General features: G+C 70.0%; 15 protein-coding genes and 1 pseudogene. 6 read left to right on the top strand and 10 right to left on the bottom strand.

Annotated elements, in window-relative coordinates; translation table 11 throughout:
• On the top strand, positions 1-952 hold a 952-nt coding region (locus H7J06_RS22450), incomplete at its 5' end, for a C40 family peptidase (protein ID WP_264041388.1).
• 1 nt (position 953) lies between these two features.
• On the opposite strand, the gene H7J06_RS22445 is transcribed toward H7J06_RS22450, so the two are convergent.
• A complete protein-coding gene (locus H7J06_RS22445; protein ID WP_264041387.1) occupies positions 954-1,952 on the bottom strand; it encodes a zinc-binding alcohol dehydrogenase family protein in 999 nt (332 codons plus the stop codon).
• A gap of 203 nt (positions 1,953-2,155) precedes the next feature.
• Between H7J06_RS22445 and H7J06_RS22440 the strand changes: the two genes are divergently transcribed.
• A complete protein-coding gene (locus H7J06_RS22440) occupies positions 2,156-2,539 on the top strand; it encodes a winged helix-turn-helix transcriptional regulator (protein WP_264041386.1) in 384 nt (127 codons plus the stop codon).
• 9 nt (positions 2,540-2,548) lie between these two features.
• Here H7J06_RS22440 and H7J06_RS22435 read toward each other — a convergent pair whose 3' ends face one another.
• Positions 2,549-3,592, bottom strand: a complete 1,044-nt coding sequence (locus H7J06_RS22435) for a zinc-dependent alcohol dehydrogenase family protein (protein WP_264041385.1) — start codon at positions 3,590-3,592, stop codon at positions 2,549-2,551.
• A gap of 38 nt (positions 3,593-3,630) precedes the next feature.
• Here H7J06_RS22435 and H7J06_RS22430 point away from each other — a divergent pair, with 38 nt between their 5' ends.
• The gene (locus H7J06_RS22430; protein ID WP_264041384.1) at positions 3,631-4,137 is read left to right on the top strand and encodes an SRPBCC family protein; all 507 of its coding nucleotides are present in this window, start codon (positions 3,631-3,633) and stop codon (positions 4,135-4,137) included.
• 38 nt (positions 4,138-4,175) lie between these two features.
• On the top strand, positions 4,176-5,444 hold the full coding sequence (gene satS, locus H7J06_RS22425; RefSeq protein ID WP_264041383.1) for a protein export chaperone SatS: 1,269 nt from the start codon (positions 4,176-4,178) through the stop codon (positions 5,442-5,444).
• 7 nt (positions 5,445-5,451) lie between these two features.
• On the opposite strand, the gene H7J06_RS22420 is transcribed toward satS, so the two are convergent.
• From H7J06_RS22420 to H7J06_RS22400, 5 genes are read right to left on the bottom strand one after another with little or no spacing between them, the layout of a single operon-like run.
• Positions 5,452-6,321, bottom strand: a complete 870-nt coding sequence (locus H7J06_RS22420; protein ID WP_264041381.1) for a polysaccharide deacetylase family protein — start codon at positions 6,319-6,321, stop codon at positions 5,452-5,454.
• Positions 6,318-7,271 (bottom strand): agmatinase, encoded by a 954-nt coding sequence (gene speB / locus H7J06_RS22415; RefSeq protein ID WP_264041380.1) that lies wholly within the window; start codon positions 7,269-7,271, stop codon positions 6,318-6,320. Before speB ends, H7J06_RS22420 begins: the two co-directional genes overlap by 4 nt.
• The gene (locus H7J06_RS22410; protein WP_264041379.1) at positions 7,268-8,032 is read right to left on the bottom strand and encodes an SDR family NAD(P)-dependent oxidoreductase; all 765 of its coding nucleotides are present in this window, start codon (positions 8,030-8,032) and stop codon (positions 7,268-7,270) included. The genes speB and H7J06_RS22410 overlap by 4 nt, the downstream gene beginning before the upstream one ends.
• A complete protein-coding gene (locus tag H7J06_RS22405; RefSeq protein WP_264041378.1) occupies positions 8,032-8,715 on the bottom strand; it encodes an SDR family NAD(P)-dependent oxidoreductase in 684 nt (227 codons plus the stop codon). The genes H7J06_RS22410 and H7J06_RS22405 overlap by 1 nt, the downstream gene beginning before the upstream one ends.
• Positions 8,715-10,196 carry an APC family permease gene (locus H7J06_RS22400; RefSeq protein ID WP_264041377.1) on the bottom strand — a complete coding sequence of 494 codons (1,482 nt, stop codon included), beginning with the start codon at positions 10,194-10,196 and terminating at the stop codon, positions 8,715-8,717. The genes H7J06_RS22405 and H7J06_RS22400 overlap by 1 nt, the downstream gene beginning before the upstream one ends.
• Before the next feature lie 142 nt (positions 10,197-10,338).
• Here H7J06_RS22400 and H7J06_RS22395 point away from each other — a divergent pair, with 142 nt between their 5' ends.
• A complete protein-coding gene (locus H7J06_RS22395) occupies positions 10,339-11,886 on the top strand; it encodes a PucR family transcriptional regulator (RefSeq protein WP_264041376.1) in 1,548 nt (515 codons plus the stop codon).
• A complete protein-coding gene (locus H7J06_RS22390; RefSeq protein WP_264041375.1) occupies positions 11,883-12,728 on the top strand; it encodes an alpha/beta fold hydrolase in 846 nt (281 codons plus the stop codon). The genes H7J06_RS22395 and H7J06_RS22390 overlap by 4 nt, the downstream gene beginning before the upstream one ends.
• Here the strand turns inward: H7J06_RS22390 and H7J06_RS22385 are convergent.
• The 3 genes and pseudogenes from H7J06_RS22385 to H7J06_RS22375 form a co-directional block, all read right to left on the bottom strand.
• A pseudogene (locus H7J06_RS22385) lies at positions 12,718-13,806 on the bottom strand (adenosine deaminase). The gene H7J06_RS22390 and the pseudogene H7J06_RS22385 sit on opposite strands and share 11 nt — an antisense overlap.
• Before the next feature lie 9 nt (positions 13,807-13,815).
• Complete coding sequence (locus H7J06_RS22380) at positions 13,816-15,114, bottom strand: thymidine phosphorylase (protein WP_264041373.1); 1,299 nt, start codon at positions 15,112-15,114, stop codon at positions 13,816-13,818.
• On the bottom strand, positions 15,111-15,515 hold the full coding sequence (locus tag H7J06_RS22375) for a cytidine deaminase (protein WP_264041372.1): 405 nt from the start codon (positions 15,513-15,515) through the stop codon (positions 15,111-15,113). Before H7J06_RS22375 ends, H7J06_RS22380 begins: the two co-directional genes overlap by 4 nt.
• Positions 15,516-15,689 lie beyond the last annotated feature (174 nt).

Below are 15,689 nucleotides of genomic sequence, written 5' to 3'. Positions count from 1 at the left end.
CTGGCAGGCGACGCGCTGGCAGGGTGCCGCAGCCGCGGCCGCCGCCGCCTTCACCGAGTCGACCGTCGCGGCCGTCGACGCCATGGCAGCCAGGGCTGACCAGCTCGGTGCCGCCACCACCCGCGCCGGCGACGCCGTGGCCCGTGCCCGGGCCCGCCTGGACGCCATCGTCTCGGAGTTCGAAGCCCGAGCCGAGGCTCTCGAGTCCCGGCTCGACGAACCGGGCGCTGCGGACGAACTCGCCGCGGAGGCCCGACGGGCCCTCGACGACGCCGAGGGGGTGGTCGCCGAGCTGCGCAACGAACTGAACGGGCACCAGGCGACGGTCGACGCGGCCGCGCGGGCGTCGGCACCGTCGCCCCCCTCGATGCCGTCGATCCCGACGGTGCCGATGGGAGCCGTGCCCGGACTCGGCGCCAGCCTAGGGTCGGGATCGGGGTCGGGTGCCGGGTCAGCTGGGCTGGGCGGGTCGCGCCTCGGTGGCCGTCCCGGCGCCCCCGCGGATCTGGCAACGGCCCGCGACGCACGCCCGCTCGCCGATCCCGGCATGTTCGGCAGCGGTGTGGGCGTGCAGCTTCCCGACGGCAGCACGGCGACCGCGCCGAACGAGACGGCCGCCAGCGCGGTCCGGCACGCCCTGACACAACTCGGAGTGCCGTATGACTGGGGTGGCACCACCCCCGGCGTCGGCCTGGACTGCAGCGGCCTGACGCAGTGGGCGTATCACGAGGCGGGACTGGACCTTCCGCGGCTGGCGCAGGAACAGGACGTCGGGTCGGCCGTCAGCCAGGCCACGCTGCGCCCGGGCGATCTGGCGGTGTGGGACGGTCACGTCGCGATGGTCGTCGGAAACGGGGTGATGATCGAGGCGGGTGATCCCGTCAAGCTCTCTCCGATCCGAACGACCAACGCGGGGCAAGGCTTTCAGGGTTTCTGGCGGCCCACCGCGTGAGTCAACGGTGCACGACCACCTTGCCGACCATCCGACCGGACTCGATCATCCGGTGAGCCTGTCGCAATCCCTCGGCGTCGAAGCCGGCGATCGCGGTCGTCAGCGTGGTCCTGAGGTCCCCGGCGTCGACCATCGTCGCGGCCTCGGCGAGCAGAGCTCCCTGAAACTCCATGTCGTAGCCGAACATCGACCGGGTGAACATCAGCTCCCAGTGCCACGCGATGCTCTTCGGCTTCAGCGCCGCCAGGTCGAGCCCCACGGGGTCGTCGATCGCGGTGACGTGGCCGAACGGCCGGGTGACCTCAGCGTAGGCCTCGACGTTGCCCGCCGAGTGTGGCGAGAAGACGAAGTGGACCCCGTCCGGGGCGACGTCGAGAGTCTGCTCCCGTAGGTGGTGGTGGTCGACCACGACGTCGGCACCCATCTCCTCGGCCCACCGTCGTGAATCGTCCCGGCTGGCCGTGCCGATCACCCGCACCCCCGTGCGCCTCTTCGCCAGTTGGATCAGCACGGATCCCACCCCGCCGGCCGCGCCCAGGACCAGCAGATCGCCGGTCGTGTCCGCGGTCATCCCGAACCGCTCGAACAGGGTCTCCCATGCCGTGATGGTGGTCAGCGGAAGTGCCGCCGCCTCGGCGAATCCCAGCGAGGTCGGCTTGCGCGCGACGATGCGTTCGTCGACGGCCTGGAACTCGGCGTTGCTGCCCTGTCGAGTGATGTCGCCGGCGTACCAGACCTCGTCGCCGACGGCGAACGACGTGACCTCGGAACCGACCGCATGCACCACGCCCGCGGCGTCGAAGCCGAGGATCGTCGGCTCGGCCGACGGGCTCAGACTGGACCACCGCTTTACGTCGACGGGGTTGACCGAGACGGCTTCCACCCGGACCAGGAGGTCGCGGGGCCCGACGTCGGGCACCGGCACCTCGACGTCCTGCAGCGCGTCGGGAGAGTCGATCGTCGAGCTGGCGTAGGAGCCGACCGCGGTCATCGTGGCCATGTCTGTGCAGTCCTCTGTCGTCAATGCGGAAATTGTTGGCGGGCCCACGGATTCGGCCTCGACCGAATGCTAGCCCCGTGACCCCGGTGTCCCGCAAGGACAGTTGCTTCCGTCGAGGAAAGTCACGCTGGTCGCGACGGGTCGGCACGGGAGCCGTTACCATCGGAGCGAACCACAGCAGGTCCCGGTCTTCAGGAGGACCAATGGCACGGCCATGCCCGAGCGGTCGCCACGACCAACACGACGTCTACTCGGCGAACTGCCCGTGTCGCACGCTGCTCGACCTGCTCGCCAACAAGTGGTCCGCACTGATCATCGGGTTGCTCGACGACCGTGGTGCGATGCGCTTCACCGCCGTGCAGGCCGCGCTGCCGGGGGTCGGCGCGAAGATGCTCACCCAGACCCTGCGGCGGCTCGAAGCCGCGTCGCTGGTGACCCGGACGATCTACGCCGAGGTGCCGCCCCGCGTCGAATACGAACTGACCGAGCTGGGCCTCAGCGTCTCCGAACCGCTTGGGGCACTTCGCACCTGGGCGGAGGAGAACGTCGACCGCATCGAGGCGCTCAACGGCGACTGGGCCGTGTGACCGCGCGGGTCAGGGCACCCGCGGATCGAGGAGCGTCACCCCGACCGGGGCGGCCGTGTCCAGCGCCGGGAGCAGCCGGGCCCCCTCGCTCAGTCCCACCACGCGCTCGACGAGATCCTGCGGGCGCAACGTCCCCACCTCGACCAGGCTCAGCATGTCGGGGTAGTCCACGCTGGCCATGCCGTGACTGCCCAAAACGTCCAATTCCCAAGCGATTACGCGATCCATCGGCACCGCCGGGTGACCGTCGACTCCGGGCAGCAACCCCACCTGGACGTGACGACCGCGGCGCCGCAGGCTGTGAATGGCGTCGGCGCACGTGTCCGGCGAGCCGACCGCGTCGACCGCGACGTGGCTGCCACCTCCGGTGAGGTCGTGCACCTGGGCGGCGACGTCCCCACCGTCGGCCAGCACCGTGTCGCTGGCCCCGAGGCTGCGCGCGAGCTCCAGCGCCGCCGGCGTGCGGTCCACGGCGATCACGTTGGCGCCCGCGGCCACCGCGATCTGCACGGCGCTGAGGCCGACGCCGCCCACTCCGACGACGGTCACCCACTCCCCGCTGCGCAGACCCGCCCGCGCGTGCAACGCCCGGTACGCCGTCGCGAACCGACAGCCCAACGCTGCGGCGGCCGCGTCCTCGACCAGATCGGTCACGGCGACCAGATTCGTGTCGGCGGCGTGCAGGGCGACGCGCTCGGCGAACGAACCCCAATGGGTGAACCCCGGTTGGGTCTGCTCGGGGCACACCTGCGCCTGGCCGCTGAGGCACCATTCACAGGAGCCGCACCCGCAGACGAACGGCGTCGTGACGCGGTCCCCCACCGTCCACCGACGGACGTCCGCCCCGGCCTCCACCACGACGCCGACCAGTTCGTGCCCGGGCACGTGCGGCAACGCCACCCCGTCGTCGTGGCCCGCCCAGGCGTGCCAGTCGCTGCGGCACAGACCCGTGGCGTGCACCTCCACGACGACACCTCCCGGCGAGGGCACCGGATCGGGGACCGATCGGACGTCCACGGAACCGCCGAACTGCTCGAAGACAATCGCACGCATGACCACATCGTCTCGCGTCGGCTGTCATGCTCGACCACATGGCCCGTTGGTATGCCGTCGACGCCGCCGACGAACGCGTGTTCACGTCGGCGCCGTACGTGTTCCGCTATGAGAAGACGTTCGCCGCGCCGCCCGCGGCAGTGTGGGAATCGTTGGTATGCGACGAGTCGCTGTCCGCCTGGAGTTCGACGGTCACCGCGCTGACCTGGTCCAGTCCCCGGCCCTTCGGCGTCGGGACGACGCGCGAGGTGGTGTTGGCGCCCGGGCTGGCTCGCGTCCACGAACGCTTCTTCCGGTGGGACGAGGGGCACCGCTACTCGTTCACCGTCTACGAGGCCAACCTCCCCGTCTTCAAGACCTTCGCCGAGGACTACGTCGTCGAACCGGACGGGGCCGACGGCGACTCGACCCGATTCACCTGGACCGTCGCCATCGAACCCAAGCGCGCGTTCGCGTTGGCCTTCAAACCGTTGGCGCCCGTTCTGAGGCTGGCCTTCGGCCGACTGGCCACCGACGGGGAGCGCTACTTCGCCCGCACCGGGTGACGGCAACTCGCCCAGACGGCGTCGCTACGCTGTGCCGCATGGCTGCTGACATCGTGCCGGTGAGGCTCGGTCTGACCAAGGGCGATCTGTACACACTGTGGGCTCCGTCGTGGCGTGACGCCGACGACGAATGGCAGGCCTTCCTGGGCAAGGACGACGACCTATACGGCTTCGAAAGCGTGGCCGACCTGGCGGCCTTCGTCAGGACGAACACCGACAACGACCTGACCGACCACCCCGCGTACTCGGAGCTGACGGGGTCGTCGGCGCACCGGTTGGATCCGGGCGAGGACCGTCAGCACGACTTGATCGGCGTCCCCGAGGTGGCGGCCGAGAAGCCCAGTGAGGAGTCGGTGGCGACGCTGCTCGGTGCGCTCGCGGTGGTGCAGGCAATCGGGTCGGTGTGCGATCTGCCGGTGGTGTCGAAGTTCTTCAACGGCAACCCCGTCCTCGGCTCGCTCGGCGGTGGCCTCGAGGCGTTCGAGGGTCGCGGCGGCCGCAAGCGGTGGGCCGAGATCGAAGGCGTGATCGCCCGCGGGTGGGACGGGGTGGTCGACGCAATAGACGAAATCGTCACCATCCCCGAGGTCGACGCCGCCGCGTCCGAGAAGGCTGCCGCCGAACTCGCCGAGCCCGCTCCCGAGCCCGAGGTCGTCGAGGACGACGCCGCCGAGGACGTGGTGCTCGACGACGAGGTCGACACCGACGACGAGGAGACCGCGCTGGCGGCGCAGGCCACGCAGCAGGTCCTCGGCAGCGACGAGGACTTCTGGGCACACGTCGGGATCGACCCCATCCGGCTGCTGACTCGCGGCGGTACCTTCTACACGCTGCGCTGCTATCTCGACGACCAGCCGATCTTCCTCGGCCGCAACGGCCGCATCAGTGTGTTCGGCTCGGAGCGGGCGCTGGCGCGCTATCTCGCCGACGAGCACGAGAGCGACCTGTCCGACCTCGCCACCTTCGACGACATCAAGACCGCCGCCACCGACGGCTCGCTGCAGATCCGGGTCACCGACGACAACGTCTACGTGCTGCGGACGCTCTCCGACGACATCGCCGACGGCCCGGAGGCCGTGGACGTCGACCAGCTCGAGCTGGCCGTCGAGTTGATCCGCGACGTCGGCGACTACGCCGAGGACAGCACGGTCGAGGACGCCCTCGACACCGATCAGCCGTTCGGGCGGTTCGTCGGGCACGTCCTGACCCCCGACGAGATCGGCAAGCCGCCCGCGCCGTACGCCACGGCCGTCGCGCAGTGGGAGAAGGTCGAGAACTTCGTGGAGTCCCGCCTTCGCGAGGAGTGAGCCGGCCCTAGAAGTCGGCCGGGTCCGGCCGCTGCACCGACCGTGGCGTCAGACCGAGCCCGCGGACGTGGTCGGCGACGGCCCCGAGATGCGTGACCCACACGTCGTCGAGGGAGCACGCGTGAGAGATCAGGCCCTCCAACGCCACCGCCCGTGAGGGACGGCCGGTGAGGAACGGGTGGTTGGTCAACACGAAGCACCCGCCCTCGGTGCGCATGGCGTCGAACTCCAGGCGCCACATCTCGCCGGCCTTAGCGGGGCTCTCGATGAGGCCCGTCCCCGAGAAGTCCGGGACGAAGCAGTACTGCTCCCAGTCGTCGAGGGCCCACTGAATCGGGATCTCCACCAAGGACTTCGACCCAACGGCCAGCTCGTAGGGGTGGTCGGCGTCCATCAACGAGCTGTCGTAGAGGAAGCCCCTGTCCGTCAACAGCCGAGGTGAGTGCCAGTTGAGCTCCCACATGGGCGCCCGGTACCCGACCGGCCGGACACCGGTCACCTTCTCCAGCGCCTCGATGCCGCGGTCGAGGATCGCGGCTTCTTCCTCGGCGGACAGTCCCGCCATCGCCTCGTGCAGGTACCCGTGATGGGCGATCTCGTGACCCTCGGCAACGATGCTGCGGACCACGTCGGGGTAGCGCAGAGCGGTGTAGCCGGGCACGAAGAAGGTCGACGTGATCTCGTGGCGCGCGAGGATCTTCAGGATCCGCGGAACGCCGACGAGCGGTCCGTAGGCCTGATGACTGATGGCCGACATCCGGTTGGCGTGGCCGTGGTCGACGGCCAACATCGCCGACTCCGCGTCCACGTCGAAGCTGAACGACGCCGCGCACCGGGCGCCACCCGGCCAGGGCACGGGAGCGGCGGGCACGGTCACGATACCCGGGCCGTCTTGGCGAGCAGCGAGATCAGCTCGTAGGCGAGGTTGGCGGCGGCGACACCGGTGATCTCGGCGTGGTCGTAGGCCGGGGACACCTCCACGATGTCGGCGCCGACGAGGTCGGCGCCGTCCAGTCCCCGGATGATCGCCAGGAGTTCGCGACTGGTCATGCCTCCAGCTTCCGGCGTCCCCGTCGCGGGGGCATGGGCGGGGTCGAGCACGTCGACGTCGATCGACACGTAGAGCGGGCGGTCCCCGATGGCCTCGCGCAGTTGCCCGACGACGTCGTCGGTGGACCGTCGCTCGAATTCCGCGCAGTGAATCACGGTGAACCCGAACCCGGCATCCTCGACGAGGTCGCCGGGCGCGTACAGCGATCCACGAATGCCGACGTGGGCACTGTGCCCGGGGACGAAGAGCCCTTCCTCGGCGGCCCGCCGGAAGGGCGTCCCGTGGGTCACCGGTGCGTCGAAGTACGTGTCCCAGGTGTCGAGGTGGGCGTCGAAGTGCAGGAGTGCCACCGGGCCGTACCGGCGATGGTGAGCCCGCAACAGCGGGTAGGCGATGGTGTGGTCACCGCCGAGGGTGATCAGCCGGGCCCCCGATTGGATGAGTTCGTTTGCGGCAGTTTCGATCTCGCGCACCGCGGCGGCGATGTCGAACGGGTTGGCCGCGACGTCGCCCGCGTCGACCACCTGCTGACCCGCGAACGGTGACACGTCGAGCTGCGGGTTGTACGGGCGCAGCAGCCGTGATGCCTGCCGGATGTGCGAGGGGCCGAATCTGGCGCCGGGCCGGTACGTCACACCGGCGTCGAACGGTATCCCGAGCACCGCCACGTCGCACCGGGGCACGTCCTCCCGGCGCGGAAGGCGGGCGAAGGTCGTCAGCCCGGCGTACCTCGGCGTGACCTGGCCGTCCGCCTGCCCCTTGATGTCGTCGTTCATACCCGGCACCGTGTCGATCCTCCGTTGATCTGTAGCGTCTGACCTACCATTGCGCCAATGTCGTTGCGCGCCAAGAGGGCTACCGCACTGGCGATTTCCTCCGGCTTGCCGATGCGGCCCATCGGGATGTCGGTGCCGTAGCGGCGGTGCATCTCGTCGAGGGAGACCCCGGCCGACGCCGCGTCGACGAGGAGCTGCGGGGTGTCGACGACGCCGGGGGCCACCGCGTTGACGGTGATGTTCTCGGGGGCCAGTTCGCGGCCCAAGGTCTTCACCAGCGCGACGAGTCCCGCCTTGGAGGCCGAGTACGCACTGGCCTCCGGCCACCCGATGACTCCCCACTCGGAGGCGATGACGACGATGTTGCCGCCGCCGGCGCGGCGCATCCCCGGCAGGACCGCTTGGATCAGCCGGAAGGTGCCCGCCAGGTTGACCTCGACGACCCGCCACCAGTCGTCCTCGTCGTCGTCCGTGAACGGGGCCATCGACATGTAGGCCGCGTTGCACACGAGGACGTCGACGGGTCCGAGATCTTTCTCGACGGCGTCGACCAATGTCGCGACGTCGGGCGCGCTGACGTCGCCGACCGCGGGGAAGCCCCCGGTGGCCGCGACCACCTCGGCCAGCGACTCGCCGTCGGTCAGATCGTTGACCGCGACGGCGGCTCCGTCAGCGGCCAGCCTGCGGGCGATCGCCGCACCAATGCCCTGGGCGGCGCCGGTCACCAGCGCCACCCGCCCGCTCAGGGGTGTGTTGCCCATCAGATCACCGCTCCACCGTTGGGTGAGACGACCTCGCCGGTGCAGTAGGCGGCGTCGGCACTCACCAGGAATTCGACGACGCGCGCAATCTCGTCCGGTCGGGTCAGTCGGCGGTTCGGCAGGGTCGCCAGGTACTCCGGTGCGCGCCAAGGCGAGTCCGCGGCCAGCAGCGGCGTGTCGGTCGGCCCGGGTGCCACCGCGTTGATCCGCACACCGCGATCGGCGTACTCGGCGGCGAGGCTGCGCACCAACCCGATGACGGCTCCCTTCGCCGCGGCGTAGTGCGCGTCACCGTCGCCGCCACCGATGGCGAGTTCGGAGGTCACCGCGACGATCGCGCCGCCACCGCGGGCCACCATCGACGGCAGGACGGCACGGGCGGTGTTGCGCAGCCCACCGAGGTGGACGCGGAGCATCCGGTGCAACGCCTCGGCGGAGATCTCCGCGATCGGGGTGATCTCGTAGTGCCCGGCCGCGGAGACGAGCGCATCCACCTGGCCGACGTCGGAGACGATTCGCCCGATCGCGGCTCGGACGTCGCCGGGGTCGGACACGTCGGCGACGTAGTCGGCGGTCGGCGACAGGTCGACGCCCGCGACGGACCATCCCGTGGCACGCAGCAGTTCGGCGATGGCGGCACCGATTCCCGACGCGGACCCGGTGACGATTGCGTTGCGGGACATCAGGTTCCGGACGCCTCGGCGCCGGCGCCGGAGTCGTGACCGAGCCGCTCCCCGATCGGCGCCTCGATGTTGCGGCGCACGGTGAGGTAGATCGCGCCGCCGACCACGGCGAGCACGACGGTCGTCAGCACGCTGGCCCAGTTGATGAACCACGGTTGGCCGGGCTGGGTGCGCGGCCACGCGACGTTGACGGTCTCGAAGATGATCCACAGTGACGCCGCGTAGGTGACGGGGGCGCCCCACCGACCGAGGTTGAAGGGACCCGGGCGCCACTTGCCGGTCAGGCGGGCAATGGCCGCTCCGATCACGGGGACGCCGAAGGCGATGTAGAAGCCGATGATGTTGAAGTTCACCAGGATGTTGTAGAACTGCGAGCCCGCCAAGAGGATGAAGACGATGGCGACGATCGCGGTCAGGGCAATCGCGTTGACCGGCAGTCGTTCTGGGCCCGCCAACCGGCCGAGCACCTTCGACCCCGGCAGGCTGCGGTCCCGGGCGGCGCCCCAGATGCAGCGCGACACCGCCGCCTGCACCGCGAGGAAGCTCGAGATGAAGCCGATGACGAACATGGCGAGCAGCGGCTTGGTGACACCCGCGCCCAGGTGGGTGGTCAGCGTCTCGGCGACCACGTCCCCAGCCTGGGAGGCCACCACCTCGTCGAGGTTCGGAATGGCGAGAATCAGCGCGGCACTGGAGAACATGACCACCAGCCCGACCAAGAGGAGACCGAAGATGATCGCCTTGGGCACGTTGCGCTCCGGGTCGTCGACCTCCTCGGCCACCGAGCCGGCCGCTTCGAAGCCGAGGAAGGACCATCCGACGAAGGCGACGGCGAGCAGCATGGGGCCGGACGTCCACGTCGCGGCGTCGGGGATCCCCGCGCTGGAGAACAGCGCCGAGAACGGGTTCTCGCGGTAGAACACGAGGAGCACGATTCCCAGTCCGACCGAGCCGATGACCTCACACGTGATGCTGGCGATCACCATCACCTTCAGGACCTGCCGACCCACGATGTTGACCACGGTGCCGAGCGCGACGATGACGATCGCCACCGTCGCCGTCACCCACCGCGACGGCTCGGTGACGCCGAAGATCTGCAGCAGGAACCCGCTCGCGGCGTAGGACAGCGTGCCGAGCGCGATGGTCAGGCCCCACATGTAGGCCCACGCGGCGGTCCACCCCCACGTGGTGCCGCGCACGTGCCGCGACCACTGGTAGACGCTGCCGGCGTACGGCCAGCGCGAGGCCAGTTCGCCGAAGACCCCGGCGACGAGGAGCTGACCGATCAGCACGACGGGGAACGCCCAGAAGAACTTCGGCCCGGTGGCGAAGAGCCCGAGGGTGAAGATCGCGTACACGGCCGCGATGGGTGACACGTCGGCGAAGGCCAGTGCCAACGCCGAGCGGAAGCTGAACCCGCGGCTCAGCGTCGAGGGCGAGTCGGCAGGGGGCGCCGTGGTGTCGGGCGTGAGATCGGACATCGGTTCTCCTCGAGACGGGTTGCAGCGACCTTGTCCCTGTTCGGGCGGAAACAACACCCGTCAATCGTCTGGAATTGGCGATCAGTCTTGGATGATCGTCTAAGTTCGTGTCAGCGACGTCTGCAGTGCATGGGAGCGGTTCATGGCGTATCGACTGACCGACCTCGTCGACACCCCCCACCTTCGTCTGACGGTTCGGGCCGGTGCTCGCGGCCTCGACCGGCCGGTGTCCTGGGCGCAGACCTCCGACCTCGAAGAGCCGTGGTCGTGGTTGGCAGGCGGGGAACTGCTGATGAAGAACGGGCGCACCCTGCCCGAGTCCACGACGGGCCAGACCGCGCTGATCGAAGGTCTCGACGCGAACGGCATGTGCGGCATCGTCATCGGCCTCGACGCGGCCACACCCGAGCTGACTCCCGCAGCCGTGACGCTTGCCGACGACCTCGGTTTCACCGTGCTGCTGGTGCCCTATTCGGTCGGGTTCGCCGCGATCGGCCGGGCCGTGGCCGGCGGCGCGGAGAACGACGACGGCAGACGGATTGCCGTCACCGAGCGGGTGTATCAGGTGATCCGCCAGTCCGTCAGCCACCCGGGAGCCACCAACGCGCTGCGCCAACTCGGTCGCGAGGTCGCCTGCCGGCTCGCCATCCTCGACGCCGCCACCGGTGAGGTGGCCCTCGACTCCTCCGACCCGCTGCCCGACGGCCTCAGACGAGCCCTCACAGAGGAGATCTCCGCGCGCCGGGGAGCGGTACCGGGGGTGCTGCACCTCCTCGCGGGTGACGAGCGCGCGCTGGCCGTCGAGGTGCCCGACGAGGAGCCGACGGTGTTGGTGGCCCACGGTTTTCGCGCGTCGCCACCCGACGTGGTCCAACTCCAGCACCTGGCGTCGGCCATGGCGGTGCTCCTCGCCCAACAGAACGTGCGACGGGAGCACGACCGTCGCATCGGCGCCGAGATGCTGGCGTCGCTGTGCGACGGGCGGCTCACCGGCGGGGAGTCCGTTCGCATGCTCGCCGACCGAGGTCTGCGGCCGGCGGACTGCGCCCTCGTCGCCGTGTCGGGTGGATCGCAATCCGCCGAACGGCACCTTCACGTCAGCCTCGGGCGCCGCCAGGTACCGCATCTCCTCCTCCGGCGCGGGGCCGTGCTCTACGCGCTGGTGTCGGCCGGCGAGGCTCCGCTGGCCGCGTTGCGGCACCGTGTCGGTGCGCAAGCGGCGATCGGCGTCAGCGACCTCGTGGGGCACCCGCGTCGGGGCCCGGCCGCCGTCCGGGAGGCGACCTGGGCGATGCGCGCGGCCGAGACCACGGCCGACCGCACCGCGCGCTACGGCGACGTCACGATGCTGTCGGTGCTGCGCGACACCGAGGAAGCACAAGTGGTGGTCGACCGCGTGCTGGGCGCACTCGTCGCCTACGACGCCGCGCACTCGAGTGACATGGTGGCGACGCTGGACGCGTACCTGCGATGCGAACGGTCGTGGGTCCGGACGGCGACGACGATGGGGCTGCACCGTCAGACGGTGGTGTACCGGATGCAGCGCGTCGAGGACATCACGGGCCGTCGAATCGCCGACACCGCGACCATCGCCGAGTTCTGGCTGGCCCTGCGCGCCAGGGATCTCCTCAGCCCCGCCGCATCCGGCACCGATGAGTTTCGCCTCGCTCCCCGGTCGACATCGGCATGACCACGACTGACGACTTCGTCTCCCGCTCCCTCGAGGTACCCGGCGCCCGCTTGCACTACGAGGTGCGAGGGCGTGGCCCCCTGCTGCTCGTCATCGGCTCCCCCATGGCCGCCTCGGACTTCGCCCCGCTGGCCGACGCCCTCGCCACCGACCACACCGTCGTCACCTACGACCCCCGTGGCTTCGCGGGCAGCCCCGTCGACGATCCGGACGGCCCGTCGAACCCCGATCTGCGCGCCGACGACGTGGCCGCGATCCTCGACGCCCTCGACGCGCCGTCGGCCGACGTGTTCGGCTCCAGTGGCGGCGCGGTGACCGGATTGGCCTTGGTCGCCCGCCACCCCGGTCGGGTCGGCACCCTGATCGCACACGAACCGCCGCTGATGGAACTGCTGCCCGACGCCGAGGCCCAGCGGGTGGCCACCGCCGACATCGTGGCGACGTTCCGCACCGAGGGATTGCAGGCCGCATGGCTGAAGTTCATGGTCAACGCCGGCTTCGACGTCGCGGCCCTCGGCTCGGATCTCGAGGGCCCGCCCGAGCCGCAGGGGCAACCGGTGAATCCGGAGCAGGCGGTGGCCGAGGGCGCCCGATTCTTCCTGCACGACCTCGTGCCGACCGCGCAGTATGTGCCGGACGTCGAGGCGTTGCGAGCCTCGGGATCGCGCATCGTCGTCGGGCTCGGAGCGGAGTCGGGCCACCTGCTGACCCATCGGACGTCGGTGGCGGTGGCCGAGCGGATCGGCGTGGACACCACCGAATTCCCGGGCGATCACGGCGGATTCATGGGCGCGCCAGCCGCATTCGCCGACCGCATCCGCCAAGTCCTGGCTAGCCGATGAGGACGGCGAACCGGGGCTTGATGACCTCGTCGATCAGCGTCAGGCGTTCCCGGAACGGGATGAACGACGACTTCATCGCGTTGATGGTGAACCGCTCGAGGTCACTCCAGCCGTAGCCGAACGCCTCGACCAGGCGCAGCATCTCCTGACTCATCGTGGTGTCGCTCATCAACCGGTTGTCGGTGTTCACCGTCACCCGGAACCGCAGCCGGGCCAGCAGGGCGAACGGATGCTCGGCGATGCTGGCGACGGCACCGGTCTGCACGTTGGACGACGGGCACAACTCGAGCGGAATCCGCTTGTCGCGCAACAGCGAGGCCAGGCGACCGAGGGTGGCGTCGTTGTCGTCGTGGACGGTGATGTCGTCCACGATCCGCACCCCGTGCCCGAGGCGGTCGGCACCACAGAACGCGATCGCCTCCTGAATGGACGGCAGCCCGAACGCCTAGCCCGCGTGAATGGTGAAGCGGGCGTTGTTGTTGCGCATGTACTCGAAGGCGTCCAGGTGTCGCGTGGGGGGATAACCGGCCTCGGCGCCCGCGATGTCGAACCCGACGACGCCCTTGTCGCGGAATCTGATGGCGAGCTCCGCGATCTCCCGCGAGCGGGCGGCGTGCCGCATCGCGGTCACCAGGCACCGCACCGTGATGGTCTTGCCCGCCGAGGCCGCCGCCTTCTCACCGTCGGCGAAGCCGGCCAGCACCGCGTCGACGACCGCGTCGAGACTCAACCCGCCGTCGATGTGCAGTTCGGGAGCGAAGCGGATCTCGGCGTAGACCACCGAGTCGGCGGCGAGGTCCTCCACGCACTCGAAGGCCACCCGGTGCAACGCCTCCGGCGTCTGCATGACGCCGACCGTGTGGGCGAACGGCTCCAGGTACCGGACCAACGAACCGCTGTGGGCGGCGGTGCGGAAGAACGTGGCCAGCTCGCCGATGTCGGTGGTGGGCAACCCGTCGTACCCGACCTCCGCGGCGAGTTCCACCACCGTCGCCGGACGCAAGCCGCCGTCGAGGTGGTCGTGCAGCAGGGCCTTGGGTGCCCGCTGGATGTTCTCGAGCGTCAGCGGCGTCGTCATGAACTCTCCTCAGGTGATCCGGTCGATGATGAGGGGGCGCGCGGCGGGGGCCTCGTCGCCGACGGTCCAGCCGCCGTCGAGTTCGGCCAGCGCCCCGGGGAAGCGCTCAGGGGTGTCGGTGTAGAGGGTGAACAGCGTCTCGCCGGGAGCGACGGGATCACCGGGCCTGCGGTGCATGCGCACACCCGCCCCGAACTGCACCCGGCCACCCGGAGTCGAGCGACCCGCACCGAGCCGCCACACCGCCAGTCCCACCGCCATCGCGTCGATGTCGCCCATCGTGCCACCCCGGGATGCGGTGACCGTCTCCGCGTGCGCACCGACCGGAAGCGGCTGCGAGAGGTCGCCGCCCTGGGCGTCGACGAGCTCGCGGAAGCGGTCCATGGCCGTGCCGTCGCGCAGCGTCTGGGCGGGGTCCACGCCGTCGACGCCCGCCGCGTCGAGCATCTCCCGCGCCAACGCCACCGTCAGCTCGACGACGTCCGCCGGCCCACCACCGGCCAGCACGTCGAGGGATTCGGCGACCTCGACGGCGTTGCCGACCGTCAGACCCAGCGGTCGGTCCATGTCGGTCAGCAGCGCCCGGGTGTCGACGCCGTGCGCCGTGCCGAGCGCGACCATCGTCGCGGCCAATTCCCGGGCCTCGCCCTCGGAGGTGAGGAACGCGCCCCGGCCGACCTTGGTGTCGAGCACCAACGCGCGCGCTCCCTCGGCGAGCTTCTTGCTCATCACCGAACTCGCGATGAGGGGCAGCGACTCGGTGGTCGCCGTGACGTCGCGCAGGGCGTAGATCTTGCGGTCGGCGGGGGCCAGGTCCCCCGCGGCGAAGATGGCCGCGCCGACGTCCTGAAGCTGTTGGCGGATGCGCGCTTTGGACAGTTCGGCGGTGAAGCCGGCGATGGCCTCCAATTTGTCGAGCGTGCCGCCCGTGTGTCCGAGCCCCCGGCCCGCCGCTTGCGGCACCGCTCCCCCGCAGGCCATGACGACCGGCACCAGCGGGATGGTGATCTTGTCGCCGACCCCGCCGGTGGAGTGCTTGTCCACCAACCTCAGTGGTTTGCCGTCGCGACGGAGGTCACCGAAGTCGAAGCGCTCGCCGGAGTCGATCATGGCGGCCGTCCAGCGGGAGATCTCGCCTGGCGTCATGCCGCGCAGGAAGACGGCCATGAGCAATGCCGACATCTGCTCGTCGTGGACCACCCCGCTGGTGTAGTTCTCGATCACCCAGTCGATCGCCGCGTCGGAGAGGACGCCGCCGTCGCGCTTGGTCCTGATCACCGTCGGGGCGTCGAAGCCGAACCCCGTCATCGTGATTCCACCCGGGCGAGGTCGTCGGGGCCGAAGGCGTCCGGCAGCAGATCGCGCAGCGGGCGGGGACCGGCCGGGTGGTCCACGAGCATCTCGGGTCCGCCGTGCTCGAGGAGGACCTGCCGGCACCGCCCACAGGGCATCAGCAAGTTCCCGTCGACGTCGACGCAGACGAGGGCGACGAGCCGCCCGCCGCCGGTGGAATGCAGGGCGCAGACCACCGAACACTCGGCGCAGAGCCCTAACCCATATGAGACATTTTCCACATTGCAACCGACCAAGATTCGGCCATCGGTCGTCAGTGCCGCAGCACCGACCGGGAAGCCGGAGTAGGGCGCATACGCCCGGCCCGACACATCGATCGCCCTGTCTCGCAACGACTTCCAGTCGACGTCAGCCATCGCGCCGAGCCCGTCGCCGGATTTCTGAATGCATTTAGAAGCTCCAGTTCCACCACTTCGAATCCGATTAGGTCACCCTAATTTCCATGGTATTAGGGCAATCAACGGTCTCACGCCGGTTCTTTACATGCACTTACTGGCATTAGAGTCGCAAACAGGTTTGGGCAACGAATT

Source organism: Mycolicibacterium hodleri, assembly GCF_025822245.1.
In the GTDB taxonomy this organism is placed as follows: domain Bacteria; phylum Actinomycetota; class Actinomycetes; order Mycobacteriales; family Mycobacteriaceae; genus Mycobacterium; species Mycobacterium hodleri.
Note: the sequence above shows the minus strand (reverse complement) of the source record. Positions and strands in the feature narration are given on the sequence as shown.

What these genes read in the sequence shown, in the direction of transcription:
- H7J06_RS22445 (WP_264041387.1), bottom strand. Translation starts at nt 1,952, where the DNA reads ATGGCCACGATGACCGCGGTCGGCTCCTACGCCAGCTCGACGATCGAC.
- H7J06_RS22440 (WP_264041386.1), top strand. Translation starts at nt 2,156, where the DNA reads ATGGCACGGCCATGCCCGAGCGGTCGCCACGACCAACACGACGTCTAC.
- H7J06_RS22435 (WP_264041385.1), bottom strand. Translation starts at nt 3,592, where the DNA reads ATGCGTGCGATTGTCTTCGAGCAGTTCGGCGGTTCCGTGGACGTCCGA.
- H7J06_RS22430 (WP_264041384.1), top strand. Translation starts at nt 3,631, where the DNA reads ATGGCCCGTTGGTATGCCGTCGACGCCGCCGACGAACGCGTGTTCACG.
- satS (WP_264041383.1), top strand. Translation starts at nt 4,176, where the DNA reads ATGGCTGCTGACATCGTGCCGGTGAGGCTCGGTCTGACCAAGGGCGAT.
- speB (WP_264041380.1), bottom strand. Translation starts at nt 7,271, where the DNA reads ATGAACGACGACATCAAGGGGCAGGCGGACGGCCAGGTCACGCCGAGG.
- H7J06_RS22410 (WP_264041379.1), bottom strand. Translation starts at nt 8,032, where the DNA reads ATGGGCAACACACCCCTGAGCGGGCGGGTGGCGCTGGTGACCGGCGCC.
- H7J06_RS22405 (WP_264041378.1), bottom strand. Translation starts at nt 8,715, where the DNA reads ATGTCCCGCAACGCAATCGTCACCGGGTCCGCGTCGGGAATCGGTGCC.
- H7J06_RS22400 (WP_264041377.1), bottom strand. Translation starts at nt 10,196, where the DNA reads ATGTCCGATCTCACGCCCGACACCACGGCGCCCCCTGCCGACTCGCCC.
- H7J06_RS22395 (WP_264041376.1), top strand. Translation starts at nt 10,339, where the DNA reads ATGGCGTATCGACTGACCGACCTCGTCGACACCCCCCACCTTCGTCTG.
- H7J06_RS22390 (WP_264041375.1), top strand. Translation starts at nt 11,883, where the DNA reads ATGACCACGACTGACGACTTCGTCTCCCGCTCCCTCGAGGTACCCGGC.
- H7J06_RS22380 (WP_264041373.1), bottom strand. Translation starts at nt 15,114, where the DNA reads ATGACGGGGTTCGGCTTCGACGCCCCGACGGTGATCAGGACCAAGCGC.
- H7J06_RS22375 (WP_264041372.1), bottom strand. Translation starts at nt 15,515, where the DNA reads ATGGCTGACGTCGACTGGAAGTCGTTGCGAGACAGGGCGATCGATGTG.